Below are 17,965 nucleotides of genomic sequence, written 5' to 3' on the forward strand. Positions count from 1 at the left end.
CAATGGCCGAGACCTACCCGAGCCCCCGTTTTGGAGCACCCCGCGAGCCGAAAGCGCCCGTGAATCCGGGCAGCGGGCTCGTGCGCATGCTCGATATTGTCACGGCCAGTCACGCCCGTGCAGTCGGCTTTCTGGTGCTGAGTGCGCTGCTGCTGTTCCTGCCGGGCTTCTTCACCATCCCGCCTATTGACCGCGATGAAGCGCGCTTTGCCCAGGCCACCAAGCAGATGGTCGAGAGCGGCGACTATGTCGACATCCGCTTCCAGGAGGATGTCCGCTACAAGAAGCCGGTCGGCATCTACTGGCTGCAATCGGCCGCGGTCGAAACCGCCGCGGCGCTCAAGCTGCCGAAGGCCGAATTGCGCATCTGGGTCTACCGGCTGCCGTCGCTGCTGGGAGCGATCGGCGCCGTGCTCATGACCTATTGGGCCGCACTCGGCTTCGTCACCCGGCGTGCCGCGGTGCTGGCGGCGCTGATGATGTCCGCCTCGGTGCTGCTCGGCGTCGAGGCGCGGCTGGCCAAGACCGACGCGATGCTGCTGCTCTGCGTGGTCGCCGCGATGGGCGCGATGGCGCGGGCCTACCTGTCATGGCAACGCGCCGAGGACGAGACCCATCCGCCCTGGAGCTGGCCGGCGATCTTCTGGAGCGCGCTCGCCATCGGCATCCTGATCAAGGGTCCGCTGATCCTGATGTTCGCGGGCCTCACTATCGTCGCGCTCGCGATCCAGGACCGCGACGCCTCCTGGCTGCGGAAGCTGCGCCCGGTCTGGGGCCTGATGTGGATGCTGGTCCTGGTGCTGCCCTGGTTCGTCGCAATCTTCTGGCGCGCGGGCGAGGCCTTCTTCGCCGATTCCGTCGGCGGCGACATGCTGAGCAAGTTAGGGGCCCAGGAATCCCATGGCGCGCCGCCCGGTCTTTACCTCGCGCTGTTCTGGATCACGTTCTGGCCGGGCGCGCCGCTCGCGGCCATGGCGGCGCCCGCAGTGTGGCGAGCGCGGCGCGAGCCCGGCGCGCAGTTCCTGCTGGCCTGGCTGGTCCCGTCCTGGATCGTGTTCGAGGCCGTACTGACCAAGCTGCCGCATTACGTGCTGCCGCTGTACCCCGCGATCGCGATCCTCACCGCGGGCGCGCTGGAGCGGCGTGTGCTGTCGCGGTCCTGGCTGATGCGCGGCTCGGCCTGGTGGTTCGCGATCCCCGCGGCCGCCTCGATCATCGCCGTGGTCGGCGCCGTGATGCTGACGCGCCAGCCGGCCTTCGTGGCCTGGCCTTTCATCGCGGCGTCGCTGATCTTCGGCCTGTTCGCCTGGTGGCTCTACGACAACAATCGCGCCGAGCGCTCGCTGCTCAACGCGCTGGTCGCCGCGCTCATGTTGGCGGTGACGGTCTACGGAATCGTGCTGCCGTCGCTGACTCCGCTGTTTCCGAGCATCGAGATCGCGCGCGCGCTTCGCAACGTCACCTGCGTGGGACCGAAGGCGGCTGCTGCCGGCTATCACGAGCCGAGCCTGGTGTTCCTGACAGGCACGCAGACGCTGCTCACCGACGGCTCGGGCGCAGCTGACTTTCTGCGGCAGGGCAGCTGTCGCTTCGCCCTGATCGAGCAACGCTCGGAGCGTAGCTTCGTGCAGCGCGCCGAGGCGATCGGGCTGCGCTACAAGGTTGGCACGCGCATCGAGGGCTACAATTTCTCGCAAGGGCGCGCGATCTCGATCTCGATCTTCCGCTCGGAGGGCACCGAATAGATGCGGGCCCCGAACGACATTGGGCCGCCTGCAGGCTATCCCGCGCAATTGCTCGCCGTGTCCTGGCGCGCGCTGGCGCAGCTCGTGCGCACGCCCTCGCATTCGCGCCGCGCCGAGGCCGCCCGGAAGCTGGCGCGGCATTCGCTCTGGCTCAGCGCAGCAGGCGCAGCCCTGGTCATCGTGCTGATGGTCGGGCTCGACCAGACTGAGATCCAACTGATGCCGGCGCGCGGCACGCCAAGCCTCTGGCCGATCCGCATCCTCACCGACTTCGGCAAGGACGAGTATGTGCTGTCTCTCCTGGGCGCTGCGCTGGTGGTCGTGGCCTTCGTCGCGGCAGCACTGCACGGGACCCGCCGCGCGTTGCTGCTCGGCCTCGGCACGCGGCTGCAATTCATGTTTCTGTCGGTTGCCGTGTCGGCGTTCGCTGCCGAGATCCTGAAATATCTCATCGGGCGCGGACGTCCGTTCGTCGGCGGCAAGCCCGATCCGTTCAACTTCGTCCCGTTGGAGGGCACGGGTGCCTACGCCAGCCTGCCGTCGGGCCATGCGGTCGCCGCATTCGCCTTGGCGTTTGCAGTGTCGGCATTGTGGCCGCACCTGCGCGTATTCATGTTCACTTACGCGATCGTGATCCTCTTGACCCGCTTGGTGCTGCTCGCGCATCACCCGAGCGATGTCGTCGCCGGCGCCATGGTCGGCCTGGTCGGTGCCATGGCGGTCCGCTACTGGTTTGCGGCCCGAAAACTAGGCTTTGCCATCCGGGCGGACGGCACCATCGTGCCAATTGCGGGGATGGTCTCCGGCCGCCTCAAAAGGGTTGCCCGCCGGACATCCGGCCCATAAAAGCGGCTGCCTGCCGGACCGCCGGTTCCACGGGGCAGGCCCATTCCAACCCACGAGCCTCGATTTGTCGACGTCCCAGCCTTCGGTTTCCATCGTCGTTCCCGTGCGCAACGAAGCCGAGAACATCGCGCCCTTGATCGAGGAGATCACGGCGGCGCTCGATGGCCGCTGGGCCTATGAGATCATCTATGTCAACGACGGCTCGACGGATGCGACCGGCGAGCGGCTCAGCGCCATGATGAAGCAGCGGGACAATCTGCGTCAGCTCCGCCATGCGAGATCGGGCGGCCAGTCGGCGGCGGTGCGCAGTGGCGTGCGTGCGGCGCGCGGGATGATCGTGGCCACGCTTGACGGAGACGGCCAGAATAATCCGGCGTTTCTGCCGGACCTGATCGCGGCAGTCGAGAAGGGAGCAGGGCGGGTCGGGCTCGCCGCCGGCCAGCGGATCGGGCGCAAGGACACCGGCTTCAAGAAATTTCAGTCGCGCGTGGCGAACGGCATTCGCAACGCGATCCTGAAGGACGGCACGCGCGACACCGGCTGCGGCCTGAAGGCGTTCCGGCGCGACGTCTTCCTGATGCTGCCCTATTTCGACGGGCTGCATCGCTTCCTGCCGGCGCTGGTCCGCCGCGAGGGCTACGACATTGCCTATGTCGACGTGATCGATCGGCCGCGCCGCGCCGGCGTGTCGAATTATGGCTTTTTCGACCGGCTGTGGATCGGCATCATGGATCTCGCAGGCGTGTGGTGGCTGATCCGGCGCAAGAAGCCGACGCCAGATGTGACCGAGGTGAACCCATGATCATCCAATACGGTCAAGCGCTGAGCAACTATCTCTACGACGTCTTCGTCGCCAAGTTCGATTTCTGGCTCGCGTTCGGCCTCGTCGCGCAATTGTTCTTCACCGCGCGCTTCCTGGTGCAGTGGATCGCGAGCGAACGCGCCGGCAACAGCGTGGTGCCGATGGCGTTCTGGTTCTGCTCGATGGGCGGCGGGCTGATGACGCTGGTCTATGGCGTCGTGAAGCGCGAGCCCGTCATCATCCTCGGACAGTCGCTCGCGACCATCATCTACATCAGAAACATCATGCTGATCTGGAAGAACCGCGGCAGCGCCTCGAAGACGCTGGATCGCTGACCGGAGACGCTAGTGCGGCAGCGCCGACGCCGCGCCTGACGCGGGCAGGGCAGCTGCTTCGGCCGCACTCCTCCGATAGGGCTCACCTGCCGCGTCCAGCACGGGGTAGGCGACCGAGCAGATATGCGAGTGGATGCGACGCAGATCACGCAGCACGTCCAGATGCAGCGACGTGGTCTCGATGGTCTCGGGGCGGCCCTTCCGCAGCCGGTCCAGATGGCGCTCGACCGCAGCAAGCTCGGTGTTGCGCAGCGCCGTCTTCTCTACCAGCAGCTTGCGCGCCTCATTGGCGTCGCCCGACATGAAGACGCCGAAGGCGATCCGCAGCGAATCCATCGTGCGCTTGTGGAAAGCGGCGAGCTCCTCAGCCCCTTCGGCCGAGAATTGGAAGCGCCGCTTGATCTTCTTGGTGGCGAGCTCGCTCAGGCTCTTGTCGATGATGTCGCCGATATGCTCGAGGTTGATGGCGAAGGAGATGATCTCCATCGCGCGCCGCCCTTCGCTCTCGTCGAGGCTGCCTCGCATGAGTTTTGTGACGTAGAGCTTGATGGCCTCGTCCAGGCCGTCGACGAGATTGTCCGTCTTCGAGACCTGGTCGACCAGTGCGCGGTCGCCCGTCATCATCGCGGCCATCACCTTGCGCAGCATGACCTCGACGAGATCCCCCATGCGCAAGGTCTCGCGGGCGGCGTCGGCCAGCGCCAGTGACGGTGTCTCCAGTGCGGTCTCGTCGAGATAGCGCGGGCGGGCCGGATCGGCCTCCTTGACGCGATCGGGCAAGAGGCGGGTCAACAGACGCGACATGATATCGAGCAGACCGATGAAGAGGACGGCGGTGCCGGCATTGAAGGCGATGTGGAAGGCCGCCGTCAGCTTGGCGAGATCGGGCTGCCAGGCGTGCATGTGCTCGGCGATCGCGCCGAGGAAGGGCAGGACGAGAGCAATCCCGATCGCGCGGTTGATGAGATTGCCGACCGGCAGGCGGTAGCTCGCGGGATCGTCGCGCCTGGCGCCCTCGAACACCGGATTGATGGCGCTGCCGAGATTGGCCCCGAGCACCAGCGCCAGAGCCGCGGCAGGCGAGATGAACTGCGAATAGGCCAGCGACATGATCAACAGGACGCTGGCGACGCTCGAATGTACAGCCCAGGTGACGAGAGCGGCGATAAAGATGCACAGAATGGGGTCGCCTGTTATGGCCGACATCACGACGCGCACGCCGGGTGCGTTCTCCGCCGGCGCCAACGTGTCGAGCAGGATGTGCAGCGAGAGCAGCATCAGGCCGAGGCCAATGCAGACTCGGCCGATGTCCTTGATCCGGGATCGCGGGCCGGAGCGGAAGGCGACCAGGCCGAGCACGAACAGCACCGGGGCAACGGCTGCGATGTTGAACGACAGCACCTGCACGATCAGCGTCGTGCCGACATTGGCCCCGAGCATGATGGCGAGGGCGGCAGCGAGGCTGACGAGGCCCTCGGCCGCGAACGAACTGGTGATCAGCGCCGTCGCCGTGCTGCTCTGGAGCAGGGCGGTGAGCCCGAGGCCGGCAGCGAAGGCGCTGACGCGGTTGCTCAGCGCCTTGCCGAGCAGGCGCCGAAGGTCGGGACCGAAGGCGCGCAAGATCCCGCTATGGACCATGTGCAGGCCCCACAGCAACAGCGCCACGCCGCCCATGAGATCGAGCAGAACCAACGTTCCCATGCTCCGTGTCCGGATTGGAGTCGATTGGTGAGGCTAGCGCCAAACGTCGGCGGATCAAACCATTTGTTGGCGCGTCGGCGTTAACGTTTACGGCGCGTGCACGTTCCCCCGGCGCGCGATGGCGCGTCCGCCGGCACGATGCCTTGTGAGCAGGCTCACATTGCCGCTTTCAGTGCAGCGAAGCCGCGATCGAGATCGGCCTTGAGATCATCGACGCTCTCGAGCCCGATGTGCAGACGCAGCGTCGGGCCGCCCGGCGCCCATTTGGTCGCGGTGCGATAGCTGTCGCAGTCGAACGGAATCACGAGGCTCTCGAAGCCGCCCCAGGAGAAGCCCATGCCGAACAGTTTGAGCGTGTCGAGCATGGTGTCGACTGCCTTCTGCGGCGCCGGCTTAAGCACGATACTGAACAGGCCGGACGCGCCGGTGAAGTCACGCTTCCAGATCGCATGGCCGGGATCGGTTTCGAGTGCCGGATGCAGCACGCGCGCGACCTCCGCCCGGCTAGCCAGCCAGCGCGCCATGTCGAGTCCCGAACGATGATGCTGCGCCAGCCGCACCGACAGCGTGCGCAGGCCGCGTAGCGCCAGGAAGACGTCGTCGGGGCCGGCGCAGACGCCGAGCAGGCGGATGCCTTCGGCGACCATCGGCCAGGTCTTTGCGTTGGCGGAGATGGTGCCGAACATGATGTCGGAATGGCCGCCGATATATTTTGTGGCCGCCTGCATGCTGATGTCGACGCCCTGTTCAAGCGACCGGTGATAGAGTGGTGTCGCCCAGGTATTGTCGTCGATGACGAGCGCGTCGCGCCCATGCGCGACCTCGGCGATGGCGCGGATATCTGGCATTTCGAACGACTGCGAGCCTGGCGCCTCCACCAGCACCGCGCGGGTGTTGGGCTTGAACAGCTTCTCGATCCCGGCGCCGATCAGCGGATCGAAATAGGTGGTCTCGATGCCATAGCGGGTGAGCATGCCGTTGCAGAAATTGCGCGAGGGCCGATAGACGTTGTCGCAGACCAGGAGATGGTCGCCGGCGTTCAGCACCGAGAGCAGGGTGGTCGAGATCGCCGACAGCCCCGACGGCACGATGCCGACGCCGGCGCATTGCGGCCCCTCCAGCGCCATCAGCGTCTCCTGGAAAGCCTTGGTGGTGGGGGAGCCGTGGCGGCCATAGGTGAACTCGCCGCGATGGGCGTGCAGGTCCTCGGCGGTCGGATAGAGCACGGTCGAGCCGTGAAACACAGGCGGATTGACGAACCCCTTCTGCGCCTTGGTGTCGCGGCCGGAGGTGACCAGCCGGGTCTCGGCATGCTGCTGGGAGGGGTGCGAGGAATCCATGCGTCTGCTTTCAAAACCGCGTTTCCGCCGGGCGCGTCGCGCCCGCGGGGCTGGCCGAAAGGCCGCCGCCGTTAATAACAGAATACAGAAGAGTCCCGTCAACCCCTTGACCCGGCACGCCAGTCGTTCTGTGATGCGCAGGTGCTATTCAGTCGCCGCATGTTGAGGGGCCTGCTGCGACCTTCGATCCATCGCCTGAACGGACTTCGCGTCACAGCCATCCCGGCGGGCGCCTCTTCGGCGGGACGAAGGTATGGCCTCCCGGGATCGGCGGGTGTTCGGCTAGGTTTTCCAGCATGAGTCTTGCAAGACTAGCCTAGGTACGATTAGCCCTGGCAGAGATGACCCCAAAGACAACGTTCCCGACCTTGAGGCGATTTTGAAAGGCCCAAAGCCCATGAAACGCGTAACCCTGGCTCTCACTCTTGCTCTCGCCGCCGGCCTCTCGGCCCAGGCCGCCGATGCGCAAACGCTCAAGACCGTCAAGGACCGGGGCATGCTGTCCTGCGGCGTCAGCCAGGGGCTGCCAGGCTTTTCATCGCCGGACGACAAGGGCAATTGGACGGGGCTCGACGTCGACGTCTGCCGCGCCATCGCCGGAGCGATCTTCAACGATCCGACCAAGGTCAAGTACGTGCCGCTGTCCGCCAAGGACCGCTTCACGGCGCTGCAATCCGGCGAAATCGATGTGCTCTCGCGCAACACCACCTGGACCATCTCGCGCGACACCTCGCTCGGCGCCAACTTCACCGGCGTGACCTATTATGACGGGCAGGGCTTCATGGTGAAGAAGTCGCTCAAGGTGAACTCGGCGCTCGAGCTCAACAGCGCATCGGTCTGCGTGCAGACCGGCACCACCACAGAGCAAAATCTCGCCGACTATTTCAAAGCCAACAACATGAAGTACGAGGTGATCGCGTTCGGCACCAACGACGAAACGGTCAAGGCCTATGAGGCCGGCCGCTGCGACGTCTTCACGACCGACCAATCGGGCCTGTACGCCAATCGCCTCAAGCTCGCCAATCCCAACGACCATATGGTGCTCCCCGAAATCATCTCGAAGGAGCCGCTTGGGCCGATGGTGCGCCACGGCGACGACCAGTGGTTCGACATCGTGAAATGGACGCTGTTTGCGATGATCACAGCCGAAGAGCTCGGCGTGACCTCGAAGAACGTCGACGAGAAAGCGAAGCTGGAAAGCCCGGAGCTGAAGCGCGTGCTCGGCAGCGACGGCAATTTCGGCGAACAGCTCGGCCTGACCAAGGACTGGGTGGTGCGGATCGTGAAGGCGGTCGGCAATTACGGCGAGGTGTTCGACCGCAACGTCGGCGCGGGCTCGCCGCTCGCCATCAACCGCGGTCTCAACAACCTCTGGAACAAGGGCGGTCTCCAGTACGCGCCGCCGATCCGCTGATCATCCTGATCCGCAGCTCGCGGCGATGAGCACCGAGGCCCGTAAACCGTCGCCCCAGATTGCGCTGAAGGTCAGGCGCGTGCTGGGCGGCAAGGCAGGCTGGAACGGCATTGCCGTCCAGTTTGCCTTCGCGGCGATCCTGGGCTGGATCGGCTATGAGATCGTCTCCAATGCTCGCGCCAACCTCGAAAATCAGCACATCGCCGCCGGATTCGGCTTCCTCCGGAACAATGCCGGCTTCGACGTCAATCAGACTCTGATCTCCTACACCGGCTCGGACACGTTCCTGCGCGTGTTCGTGGTCGGGCTTCTGAACACGCTCGTGGTCTCCGTGGTCGGCATCGTCTTCGCCACCGTGATTGGCTTCATCGTCGCGCTGTGCCGGCTGTCGCCGAACTGGCTGTTGTCGCGCGTCGGCGAGATCTATGTCGAGATCATCCGCAACCTGCCGCTGCTGTTCCAGATCCTGTTCTGGTACCTCGCGGTGCTGGCGGCGTTGCCCAATCCGCGGCAGAGCATTTCGCTGCTCGGCATTGCCTTCCTCAGCAACCGGGGCCTTGTCGTTCCCAGCCCGATCGGCCAGAGCGGTCTCGAGCCGTTCCTGGCGATGCTGGCGCTCGGCTTCGTCGCGGCGCTGGCCTTGCGCATCCACGCGCGGCGCGCGCTGTTTCAGGAGGGGCGGATGATCCGGATCTGGCCCTATGTGCTGGGTCTGCTGTTCGGGCTGCCGCTCGCTACCATCTTGGTGTTCGGTTTGCCCTTCACCTTCGAGCTGCCGCAGCTCAAAGGGTTCAATTTCGCCGGTGGCTCGCGCATCATCCCGGAGTTCGTGGCGCTGACCTTGGCGCTATCGACCTATACCGCCGCCTTCATCGCCGAGATCGTGCGCGCCGGCATCCTGTCCGTCCACAAGGGGCAGATGGAGGCGGGGTCCTCGCTAGGCCTGAGCCGCGGCACCACGCTCCGTCTGATCGTCGTGCCGCAGGCCATGCGCGTCATCGTGCCGCCGCTGACCAATCAATACCTCAACCTGACCAAGAATTCTTCGCTTGCCGTCGCGATCGGCTATCCTGACCTGGTGTCGGTATTCGCCGGCACCTCGCTGAGCCAGACCGGACAGGCGATCGAGATCATCGCGATGACGATGGGCGTCTACCTCCTGATCTCACTCGTCACCAGCGCGATCATGAGCGTCTACGGTTGGCGCGTCAGCCGGAGCCTGGACGCATGAGCGATGTGGCGACGTCCGCCTTCGTCCGTCAGGACCTGGTCGCTGAGCGTCCCGCGCCGGTCCAGACCACGGGCTTCATCGGCGTGCTGCGCACCCGCTTGTTCAACTCGCCGACCAACATCCTCCTCACGATCGTGGGCGCCCTGCTGCTCTGGTTCACCATCGTTCCCTCCGTCAAGTTCCTGATGGTCGATGCGGTCTGGACCGGCAAGGATCGCACGGCCTGCCTCACCGAGAACGTCGGTTTTGCGGTCGGCGCCTGCTGGCCTTACATTCAGGCCAAGCTGCCGCAACTGATCTACGGCTTCTATCCCGAGGCCGAGCGCTGGCGGGTCAATCTCACGTTCGTCTTGGCGGTGGTGCTGCTGATGCCGCTGCTCATTCCCAGGCTGCCGGCGAAGAGTTTGAATGCCGGCCTGTTCTTCATCGCCTTTCCGGTGGTCGCATTCTTCCTGCTGCACGGCGGCGGCATCAAGGGATTTGGCCTGAGCTGGACGGTTGGCCTGCTGCAATTGTTCGACGAAAGCATCATCGGCGCCGGGCAGGCGATGCTCAATCTCAGCAAGACGTCAGCGGTCGCACCGCTGCTGTGGGCCGTCGGGAGCCTGATTGTACTGGTCGGCACGGCGATCTCCTGGCTGATCTTTCCGCTCGTCTGGCTGCGTGATCATGTCCAGAGGACGGGGGAGCCGGTCTGGGCCGATTTCGCCACCACGGCCGTGATTGTCTGCTGGATCGCCTTCCTTCTTGGCGGCGGCGTTCGTACCGGCGGGCGGGCTCTGGCATCCAGTATCGCCACCTTCATTGGCATCGCGATCGTCATCAAGCTGATGGGGCTCGATCGTGGTGGGTTGCCGATCGTGTCAACCAACTTGTGGGGTGGCCTTCTGGTGACGCTGGTGGTCTCGGTCACCGGCATTGTGACCTCACTGCCGATCGGCATCGCGCTGGCGCTCGGCCGCCGCTCCACCATTCCGCTGATCCGGATATTCTCGATCGCCTTCATCGAGTTCTGGCGCGGCGTGCCGCTGATCACCGTGCTGTTCTTTGCCACCTACATGCTGCCTTTGTTCCTGCCCGGCAATTTCACCGTCGACGGGCTCGTGCGCGCCCTGATCGGGATTGCTCTGTTCACGGGCGCCTATCAGGCCGAGAACGTCCGCGGCGGGCTGGCCGCGATTCCGCGAGGGCAGGGCGAGGCGGCGGCCGCCCTGGGGCTATCCTGGTGGAAGACGACCTCCCTGATCGTGCTGCCGCAGGCGCTGCGCCATGTCATTCCGAACCTCGTCAACAGCTTCATCTCGCTGTTCAAGGACACCTCGCTGGTGTCGATCGTGGCGCTGTTCGACCTCCTCGGCTCGCTCCGCGCCTCGTTCTCGGATCCGAAATGGTCGACGCCGTCGACCGCGTTTACCGGCTTTGCCTTCGCCGGCATCGTCTACTTCATCTTCTGTTTTGGAATGTCGCGATATTCGCTGTTCGTCGAGCACCGCCTCAACGCTCACCGCCGCACCTGATGGAGCTCACCATGTCCGACCCCATCGTCAAGATTTCCGGCCTCAACAAATGGTACGGCGACTTTCACGTCCTGCGCGACATCGACCTGGAGGTCCGCAAGGGCGAGCGCATCGTGATCTGCGGGCCGTCGGGCTCAGGCAAGTCGACGCTGATCCGCTGCATCAACGCGCTCGAGGAATTCCAGGAGGGCGAGATCGTCGTCGACGGCATCGAGCTCGGGCCGAACCTCAAGCATGTCGACGCGGTGCGACGCGAAGTCGGCATGGTGTTTCAGAGCTTTAATCTGTTTCCGCATCTCACGGTCCTCGACAATTGCACGCTGGCGCCGATCTGGGTGCGCAACATCCCCAAAAGGGATGCCGAGGCGACCGCCATGAAATTCCTGGAGCGCGTCAAGATTCCGCACCAGGCCCACAAGTTTCCCGGCCAGATGTCGGGCGGCCAGCAGCAGCGCGTCGCGATCGCTCGTGCGCTGACCATGAACCCGAAGGTGATGCTGTTCGACGAGCCGACCTCGGCGCTCGACCCCGAAATGGTCAAGGAGGTGCTCGACACCATGGTCGATCTCGCCGAGGAGGGCATGACCATGCTGGTCGTAACCCACGAGATGGGCTTTGCCCGCGAGGTCGCCAACCGCGTGGTGTTCATGGACGCCGGCCAGATCATCGAGGCCAACACGCCGAACGAGTTCTTCGCGGCCCCGCAGCACGCCCGCACCAAGCTTTTCCTGAGCCAGATCCTGCGCTGACCCCGGGGAATCCCGGGGGCGTCCTCGGCAGCTGACCGGCAGGCCCCGGCCGCGAATCAGTTAGACTCCTTTCCGGGCAATCCTCCGGAGAGACACCTTGCAGAGCAGCGGCGGCGCGCGCGCATTCCAGAACGCGCGATTGCAGAAGAAATTGATGAAGCAGGCGGACGCCATCCTCTCCGCCGCGGCCGCCGCCTATGGCCAGGGCAGATATGCCGAGACCGAGGCGCTCTGCCGTGAGATCCTGAAAGCGATTCCGGATCATGTCGATTCCATGCACCTGCTCGGCATGTGCGCCCATGACCGCCGGCGCCTTGAGGAGGCGCAACAGTTGCTCGAGCGTGTGATCGAGCTCGACCCGCGCTTGCACGATGCCCATAACAATCTCGCCACCGTGCATTTCGATCTTGGTGACTACGAAGAGGCGCGGCGGTGTCAGGAGAGGGCCATCGCGCTGAAGCCGAATTTCGCGGTGGCGCTGACCAATCTCGGCAACACGCTGATGCATTTAGGACTGTACGGACAGGCGCTGGAGCTGCACGAGCGCGCCATCAAGTTGAAGCCGGATTACGCTGATGCATTCTGCAATCGCGGCATGGTCGAGATCTTGCTTGGACAGGTCACTCGCGCCAAGGAAAGTTTCGAGCGCGCCCTGCTGTTTCAGCCGCGTCACGCGGAGGCCATCGTCGGCAAGGGCATGGTCAGCATGGAGCTGCGGCACCACGAAGAGGCGGCGGCCAAATTTGCCATGGCGCTCGCGATCAAGCCCGACTCGCCAAGGATCCTGGCCCAGCGCGGGCGGCTCAGTTACGAGCTGCAGCGCCTGGAGCAGGCGCTTGCGGATTTCGAGGCGGCGCTTGCGATTTCGCCCAAGCTCGAACTGGCTCTCCGGGGGAAGGCACAGGCCTGCCTCGTCATGGGAAAGACCGCGCAGGCGATGGCCGCCGCTACGACCTTGATCGAGCGAAATCCGCGCTCCGAGATCGGGTTGGCGCTGATGGGCTTCGCTTATTCCAACCAGGGGGAGATGGACGCCGCGATCGACTATCTCGATCGTGCGCTGGCCATCCGACCGGACTATGGAGATGCGATCAGAGGCAAGATCTTCTTGCAGGACTACCGCGCCGACGCCGATTTCGCCGTCCAGCAGGCGGTCCGAAGAGACTGGTGGGACCTGATCGGCTCCAAGCTGCCGCGAAGGGAGCTGCCGAAGCGGCCGCTTGATCCGGAAAAGCGGATCGTGGTCGGCTATGTCGCCGCTGAATTTCGGCAACACTCGGCGGGGCTCACCCTGCTGCCGGTGCTGCGCCATCATGATCACGCCAGGTTTGAAATCATCTGCTACTACTCTTGGCCGGGAGAGGACGAGTACACAGCCAAGTTCAAGCAAATGGCGGACGTCTGGGTCGACGCCTGGCAGCTATCAGACGACGAACTCGCCGATCGCATTCAGGCCGACAATGTCGACATCCTGATCGACGTTTCGGGCCACACAACCGCTAACAGGCTGCAGGTGTTCGCGCGGAAGCCGGCCCCGATCCAGGCCACGGGCTTCGGACACGCCACGGGCACGGGCATGCAGACCATGGACTACGTGCTCGCGGATTCCATTTTCATTCCGCCATCGGTTCGGCATCTGTTTGCCGAAAGGATTCACGACCTGCCGTGCCTGATCACGATGGAGCCCGTCGCGGATCTGCAGCCTTCGGAGCTTCCGATGCTCCGCAAGGGTTACGTCACCTTCGGCGTGTTCAACCGCATCTACAAGATATCGGACGATGCGATCCGTGTGTGGTCGCGCCTGATGCGAGAGGTGCCGGGATCCAAGATTGTTCTCAAACATGGTCTGCTCGATGACCCATTGCTGCGCGATGGTCTGATCGCACGTTTCGCGGCCCAGGGCATTGCCGAAGAGCATATCACCTGCATGGGCTCCACTTCGCGCAACGACCATTTGTTGGCCTTTGCCAATATCGATATTTCCCTCGATACGTTCCCGCAAAATGGCGGCATCAGCACCTGGGAATCGCTCTACAAAGGCGTTCCCGTCGTGGCCAGGCTCGGCAACGGCGCTTCCTCGCGTGCCGGTGCCTCTATCGTGACGGCCGTTGGGCTCGGCGACTGGGTCGCCGAGGATGACGAGGGCTACATCGAGATCGCCCGCAAATTTGCGACGCAGCCTGATCATCTGGCGAAGTTGCGCGCGGAGTTGCCGGCTCAGATCGCAGCATCGCCCGCCGGCAATGTCGAGATCTACACGCGTGAGCTCGAAGCTGGTTATCGCCAGTTCTGGCGCGATTATTGTGCTGCCGCCTCGGAAAGCGGCGATGCTGCGTAGGCCGGTCGGGCAGATCCAGCTGCTCCCTGCCAGATGCCGCGCCGAGCCCCGGGAAATACCGGGGCGGTTGCCGATGCCGCCGACCAGCCGGCCCGGCATGCGAATCAGCTAGACTCGCTCCGGGCCATTTCCGGAGAGACATCTTGCAGAGCAGCGCCGGCGCGCGCGCATTCCACAATGCGCGCTTGCAGAAGAAATTGAAGAAACAGGCGGATGGCCTCATCTCTGCTGCCGCAAGCGCCTATGGCCAGGGCCGTTATGCCGAGACTGATGCGCTCTGCCGCCAGATCCTGCAGGCTGTTCCGGATCATTTCGATGCCACGCACATGCTCGGCCTGTGCGGGCAACAGGCCGGGCGGCTGGAAGAGGGGCAACAGCTGCTCGAGCGCGCGGTCGCAATCGATCCGCGTTCGCACGAGGCCCACAACAACCTCGCGACCGTGTACTTCGTCCAGCAGAAGTTCGGGGCCGCTCGCGCTTGTCTGGAGAAGGCGATCGCACTGAAGCCGAATTTCGCACCGGCCCTGACCGGTCTCGGCAACACCTTGCTCCACATGAACCTGCCCGAGCAGGCCATCGAGATGTACGATCGCGCCATCGGGCTGAAGCCTGACTATGCCGACGCGCTCTGCAATCGCGGCTTGGCCGAGCTGGCGCTGGGCCGGATCGAGCGCGCCAAACAGAGTTTCGAGCGCGCCCTGCTGTTCCAGCCGCGTCACGCGGAAGGGCTTGTCGGCAAGGGCGTGGTCAGTATCGAGCTCAAGCACTACGACGAGGCGGAAGCCGCGCTCGAAGCGGCGCTCGCCATCAGGCCCCGTTCGGCGAAGGTCCTGGCGCACCGAGGCCGGCTCCATCTTGCGCGGTCGCGCCCCGAACGGGCGGCGTCGGATTTTGATGCCGCACTCGCGCTTGCACCGAATCTCGAGGCAGCCTTGCGGGGAAAGGCGGAAGTCTCGCTGAGCATGGGAAAGACGGCGCAGGCGATCCTCGCCTGCAAGTCGTTGCTTCAGGAAAATCCGCGCTCGGCGGTCGCGTTGGCGCTGCTCAGCGCCTGTTTTGCGAATCAGGGCGAGATCGCAGCGGCGATCGAACATCTCGACGCCGCGCTGGCAATCGCACCGGATCCGGACCTGATCGCGCGGAAGATCTTCTTTCTCGACTATCTCCCCGACGCCGATTTCGCGGTCCAGCAGGGCGCGCGACGATATTGGGGCGAGACGATTGGCGCCAGGGTGCAGCGACGCAAGCTTTCGCCCCGGCAGGTCGATCCGGACAGGCGGATCGTGATCGGCTATGTCGCTGCCGAGTTCTGGTACCATTCGGCGGCATTCGCGCTGCTCCCGGTGCTGAGCCGCCATGATCGCGCCCAGTTCGAGATCATCTGTTATTCTTGCTCGCCGTCACAGGACGCGATGACCGCCAGGTTCAGGTCGGTGGCGGACGTCTGGGTCGATGCCTGGCAGCTATCGGACGAGGAACTCGCCGATCGTATTGAAGCTGACAAGGTCGATATCCTGATCGACGTGTCTGGTCATTCGACCGGCAACAGGCTGCCCGTGTTCGCGCGCAAGCCTGCCCCTATCCAGGTCACGGGCTTCGGGCATGCCACGGGAACGGGGCTTCAGGCCATGGACTATGTGCTCGCCGATCCCGTCTTCATCCCGCAGTTGGCACGACATCTGCTGACGGAAAAGGTCTACGACCTGCCGTGCCTGATCACGATCGACCCGATCCTGGATGCGCCGCCTTCAGAGCTTCCCATGCTCCGCAAGGGCCATGTGACCTTCGGCGTATTCAACCGCATCAACAAGATCTCGGACGAGGCCATTCGCGTGTGGTCGCAAATCATGCGCGAGGTGACCGGGTCGAAGCTCATCGTCAAGCATACCCTGCTTGACGATCCCTTGGTGCGCGACGGTCTCCTCGCTCGATTCGCGGCACAGGGCATTGCCGAAGAGCATGTCACCTGCCTGGGCTCGTCGGAACGTGCGGAGCACCTGCGGGCGTTCATGGAGGTCGATATATCGCTCGATCCATTTCCGCAGAACGGCGGCATCAGCACCTGGGAATCGCTCTATGCCGGCGTTCCGGTCGTCGCCAAGCTCGGCCACGGTGCCTCGTCCCGCGCCGGCGCCTCCATCCTGACCGGTGCCGGTCTCGATGACTGGGTCACCGAGGATGACGAGGGCTATGCGGCGATCGCCCGCAAGTTCGCGGCACAGCCCGGGCATCTGGCGAAGCTGCGCTCGGAATTGCCGGCCCGGATCGCGCACTCGCCGGCGGGCAATGTCGAGATCTATACGCGCAGGGTCGAGGCGGGCTATCGCCAGTTCTGGCGCGATTATTGTGCGGCAGCCTCGGAACGCGTCGAGGTCGCGTAGACCGCCCGCGCCGCTATCAGACGAACGGCGGTTTGATGTTGCTGCGCTTCTCCAGCCACTCGGGTACTGGAAGGTTCTTGGCGCGCATGAAGTCGGCGTTGAACAGCTTCGACAGGTAGCGGCTGCCGGAATCGCAGAGCACCGTGACGATCGTCTTGCCGGGCCCGAGCTGCTTCGCAAGGCGCATCGCTCCGACGATATTGATGCCGGTCGAGCCGCCGAGGCACAGGCCTTCGTGCTGGAGCAGCTCGTAGATCGCACTTACGGCTTCGGCGTCGGGAATGAGATAGGCGTCATCGACCTTGGCTGTCTCCACGATCGCGGTCGCGCGGTTCAGTCCGATGCCCTCGGTGATCGAGCCACCCGGCGTCGCCTTGGGATCGCCGGTCCTGAAATATTCGTACATGCCGGCGCCGTGCGGATCGGCACAGGCGATGCGGATGCTCTTGTTCCTCTCTTTGAGGTAGCGGCTGACGCCGGCGAGCGTGCCGCCGCTGCCGACCGAGCAGACAAAGCCGTCGACCTTGCCGCCGGTCTGCTCCCAGATCTCAGGTCCGGTGGATTCGTAATGCGCCTTGGCGTTGTCGAGATTGTTCCATTGGTCTGCGAACAGCACGCCATTGGGTTCGGTCTTGCGCAGCTCGTCGGCGAGCCTGCGGCCGACATGCTGATAGTTATTCGGATTGGCATAGGGCAGGGCCGGCACCTCGATCAGCTCGGCGCCGCACAGCTTCAAGAAATCCTTCTTTTCCTGGCTCTGCGTCTCCGGGATCACGATCAGCGTGCGGTAGCCGCGCGCGCTCGCAACGACCGCGAGACCGATTCCGGTATTGCCGGCGGTCGCCTCGACCACGAGGCCACCGGGCTTCAGCTCGCCACGCTTCTCGGCCTCCAGGATCATCCATTTGCCGGCGCGATCCTTCACCGACTGGCCGGGATTCATGAACTCGGCCTTGCCCAGGATGGTGCAGCCGGTCAACTCCGAGGCGCGCGTGAGCCTGATGAGCGGGGTGTTGCCGATGGCTTCGACAACGTCGTTGTTGATGGTCATGTCGGAGGAAATCACTGGCAAAGGGTTGATCAGGTTGGCCAGAACCTAGTGCTTGGGAGCCAAAAGGGAAAGGCTTTTGCGCTGCGGCGAAACCAGCCGAAGCGCCGCCGCAGCACTGGATTCTTGAGAGGGTAAAGCGGGCGATGATGTGCTCGGCCACGAGGGCGCGATATCAGGGGAAGGATATCCCTGACATCTATGAGAGTGCAGAAGACAACGGTCGCAAGAGCGGCTCCCGCGTCAATCTTCGCCTTCGGCAGGATGTCTCGATGGCGAAAGCGTCGATGGCGCGTGGAAGTTTGAGGAGATATCTACACGACGGAGACGGGCTCGTTTTCGGCCAATGACGACATCGTGAGACCAGCCGGCCAGGCGCCGAGACTGAGCTGAAGCCGCATGACGCCCATTGCGAGCGGTGCGCCCGGATCGGGCCGCGCCGGTATCACATGAAATCTTAGTAAGCTTGAACGCGCTCCAGGAGGGGGCCGGAATTGAAGAAATCGCTGCCAGACAGG

13 protein-coding genes are annotated in these 17,965 nt (G+C 64.3%); 10 read left to right on the top strand and 3 right to left on the bottom strand.

From position 1 onward, the window contains the following. Positions 1–2 precede the first annotated feature (2 nt). The 4 genes from IVA92_RS34400 (at position 3) to IVA92_RS34415 (ending at position 3,728) form a co-directional block, all read left to right on the top strand. On the top strand, positions 3–1,745 hold the full coding sequence (locus IVA92_RS34400; protein ID WP_247281053.1) for a glycosyltransferase family 39 protein: 1,743 nt from the start codon (positions 3–5) through the stop codon (positions 1,743–1,745). Next, positions 1,746–2,591, top strand: coding sequence for a phosphatase PAP2 family protein (locus IVA92_RS34405; protein ID WP_247281054.1), 846 nt, complete (start codon positions 1,746–1,748; stop codon positions 2,589–2,591). Positions 2,592–2,655: 64 nt separating this feature from the next. Then, positions 2,656–3,393, top strand: coding sequence for a glycosyltransferase family 2 protein (locus IVA92_RS34410; protein WP_247281055.1), 738 nt, complete (start codon positions 2,656–2,658; stop codon positions 3,391–3,393). Continuing rightward, entirely contained in the window at positions 3,390–3,728 is a 339-nt protein-coding gene (locus IVA92_RS34415; RefSeq protein WP_061881543.1) for a lipid-A-disaccharide synthase N-terminal domain-containing protein, read from the top strand. The genes IVA92_RS34410 and IVA92_RS34415 overlap by 4 nt, the downstream gene beginning before the upstream one ends. A gap of 9 nt (positions 3,729–3,737) precedes the next feature. On the opposite strand, the gene IVA92_RS34420 is transcribed toward IVA92_RS34415, so the two are convergent. Both IVA92_RS34420 and metC read right to left on the bottom strand, forming a co-directional pair. Beyond that, complete coding sequence (locus IVA92_RS34420) at positions 3,738–5,429, bottom strand: Na/Pi cotransporter family protein (protein ID WP_247281056.1); 1,692 nt, start codon at positions 5,427–5,429, stop codon at positions 3,738–3,740. A 155-nt stretch (positions 5,430–5,584) separates the two neighbouring features. After that, a complete protein-coding gene (gene metC, locus IVA92_RS34425) occupies positions 5,585–6,769 on the bottom strand; it encodes a cystathionine beta-lyase (RefSeq protein WP_247281057.1) in 1,185 nt (394 codons plus the stop codon). Positions 6,770–7,166: 397 nt separating this feature from the next. Here metC and IVA92_RS34430 point away from each other — a divergent pair, with 397 nt between their 5' ends. The 6 genes from IVA92_RS34430 (at position 7,167) to IVA92_RS34455 (ending at position 16,399) form a co-directional block, all read left to right on the top strand. Further along, positions 7,167–8,183, top strand: a complete 1,017-nt coding sequence (locus IVA92_RS34430) for an amino acid ABC transporter substrate-binding protein (protein ID WP_247281058.1) — start codon at positions 7,167–7,169, stop codon at positions 8,181–8,183. A gap of 25 nt (positions 8,184–8,208) precedes the next feature. Further along, on the top strand, positions 8,209–9,414 hold the full coding sequence (locus tag IVA92_RS34435) for an ABC transporter permease subunit (RefSeq protein ID WP_247281059.1): 1,206 nt from the start codon (positions 8,209–8,211) through the stop codon (positions 9,412–9,414). Continuing rightward, positions 9,411–10,931 carry an amino acid ABC transporter permease gene (locus tag IVA92_RS34440; protein WP_247281060.1) on the top strand — a complete coding sequence of 507 codons (1,521 nt, stop codon included), beginning with the start codon at positions 9,411–9,413 and terminating at the stop codon, positions 10,929–10,931. The genes IVA92_RS34435 and IVA92_RS34440 overlap by 4 nt, the downstream gene beginning before the upstream one ends. A gap of 11 nt (positions 10,932–10,942) precedes the next feature. Next, positions 10,943–11,680 carry an amino acid ABC transporter ATP-binding protein gene (locus IVA92_RS34445; RefSeq protein ID WP_247281061.1) on the top strand — a complete coding sequence of 246 codons (738 nt, stop codon included), beginning with the start codon at positions 10,943–10,945 and terminating at the stop codon, positions 11,678–11,680. 97 nt (positions 11,681–11,777) lie between these two features. Continuing rightward, complete coding sequence (locus tag IVA92_RS34450) at positions 11,778–14,018, top strand: tetratricopeptide repeat protein (protein WP_247281062.1); 2,241 nt, start codon at positions 11,778–11,780, stop codon at positions 14,016–14,018. A gap of 143 nt (positions 14,019–14,161) precedes the next feature. Continuing rightward, the gene (locus tag IVA92_RS34455; RefSeq protein ID WP_247281063.1) at positions 14,162–16,399 is read left to right on the top strand and encodes a tetratricopeptide repeat protein; all 2,238 of its coding nucleotides are present in this window, start codon (positions 14,162–14,164) and stop codon (positions 16,397–16,399) included. Between the two features lie 16 nt (positions 16,400–16,415). Here the strand turns inward: IVA92_RS34455 and IVA92_RS34460 are convergent, their stop codons facing one another. Then, the gene (locus IVA92_RS34460; RefSeq protein WP_247281064.1) at positions 16,416–17,450 is read right to left on the bottom strand and encodes a cysteine synthase A; all 1,035 of its coding nucleotides are present in this window, start codon (positions 17,448–17,450) and stop codon (positions 16,416–16,418) included. Positions 17,451–17,965 lie beyond the last annotated feature (515 nt).

It is taken from the genome of Bradyrhizobium sp. 154 (assembly GCF_023073875.1).
GTDB lineage: Bacteria > Pseudomonadota > Alphaproteobacteria > Rhizobiales > Xanthobacteraceae > Bradyrhizobium.

What these genes read in the sequence shown, in the direction of transcription:
- IVA92_RS34440 (WP_247281060.1), top strand. Translation starts at nt 9,411, where the DNA reads ATGAGCGATGTGGCGACGTCCGCCTTCGTCCGTCAGGACCTGGTCGCT.
- IVA92_RS34460 (WP_247281064.1), bottom strand. Translation starts at nt 17,450, where the DNA reads ATGACCATCAACAACGACGTTGTCGAAGCCATCGGCAACACCCCGCTC.
- IVA92_RS34405 (WP_247281054.1), top strand. Translation starts at nt 1,746, where the DNA reads ATGCGGGCCCCGAACGACATTGGGCCGCCTGCAGGCTATCCCGCGCAA.
- IVA92_RS34445 (WP_247281061.1), top strand. Translation starts at nt 10,943, where the DNA reads ATGTCCGACCCCATCGTCAAGATTTCCGGCCTCAACAAATGGTACGGC.
- IVA92_RS34430 (WP_247281058.1), top strand. Translation starts at nt 7,167, where the DNA reads ATGAAACGCGTAACCCTGGCTCTCACTCTTGCTCTCGCCGCCGGCCTC.
- IVA92_RS34400 (WP_247281053.1), top strand. Translation starts at nt 3, where the DNA reads ATGGCCGAGACCTACCCGAGCCCCCGTTTTGGAGCACCCCGCGAGCCG.
- metC (WP_247281057.1), bottom strand. Translation starts at nt 6,769, where the DNA reads ATGGATTCCTCGCACCCCTCCCAGCAGCATGCCGAGACCCGGCTGGTC.
- IVA92_RS34415 (WP_061881543.1), top strand. Translation starts at nt 3,390, where the DNA reads ATGATCATCCAATACGGTCAAGCGCTGAGCAACTATCTCTACGACGTC.
- IVA92_RS34420 (WP_247281056.1), bottom strand. Translation starts at nt 5,429, where the DNA reads ATGGGAACGTTGGTTCTGCTCGATCTCATGGGCGGCGTGGCGCTGTTG.
- IVA92_RS34435 (WP_247281059.1), top strand. Translation starts at nt 8,209, where the DNA reads ATGAGCACCGAGGCCCGTAAACCGTCGCCCCAGATTGCGCTGAAGGTC.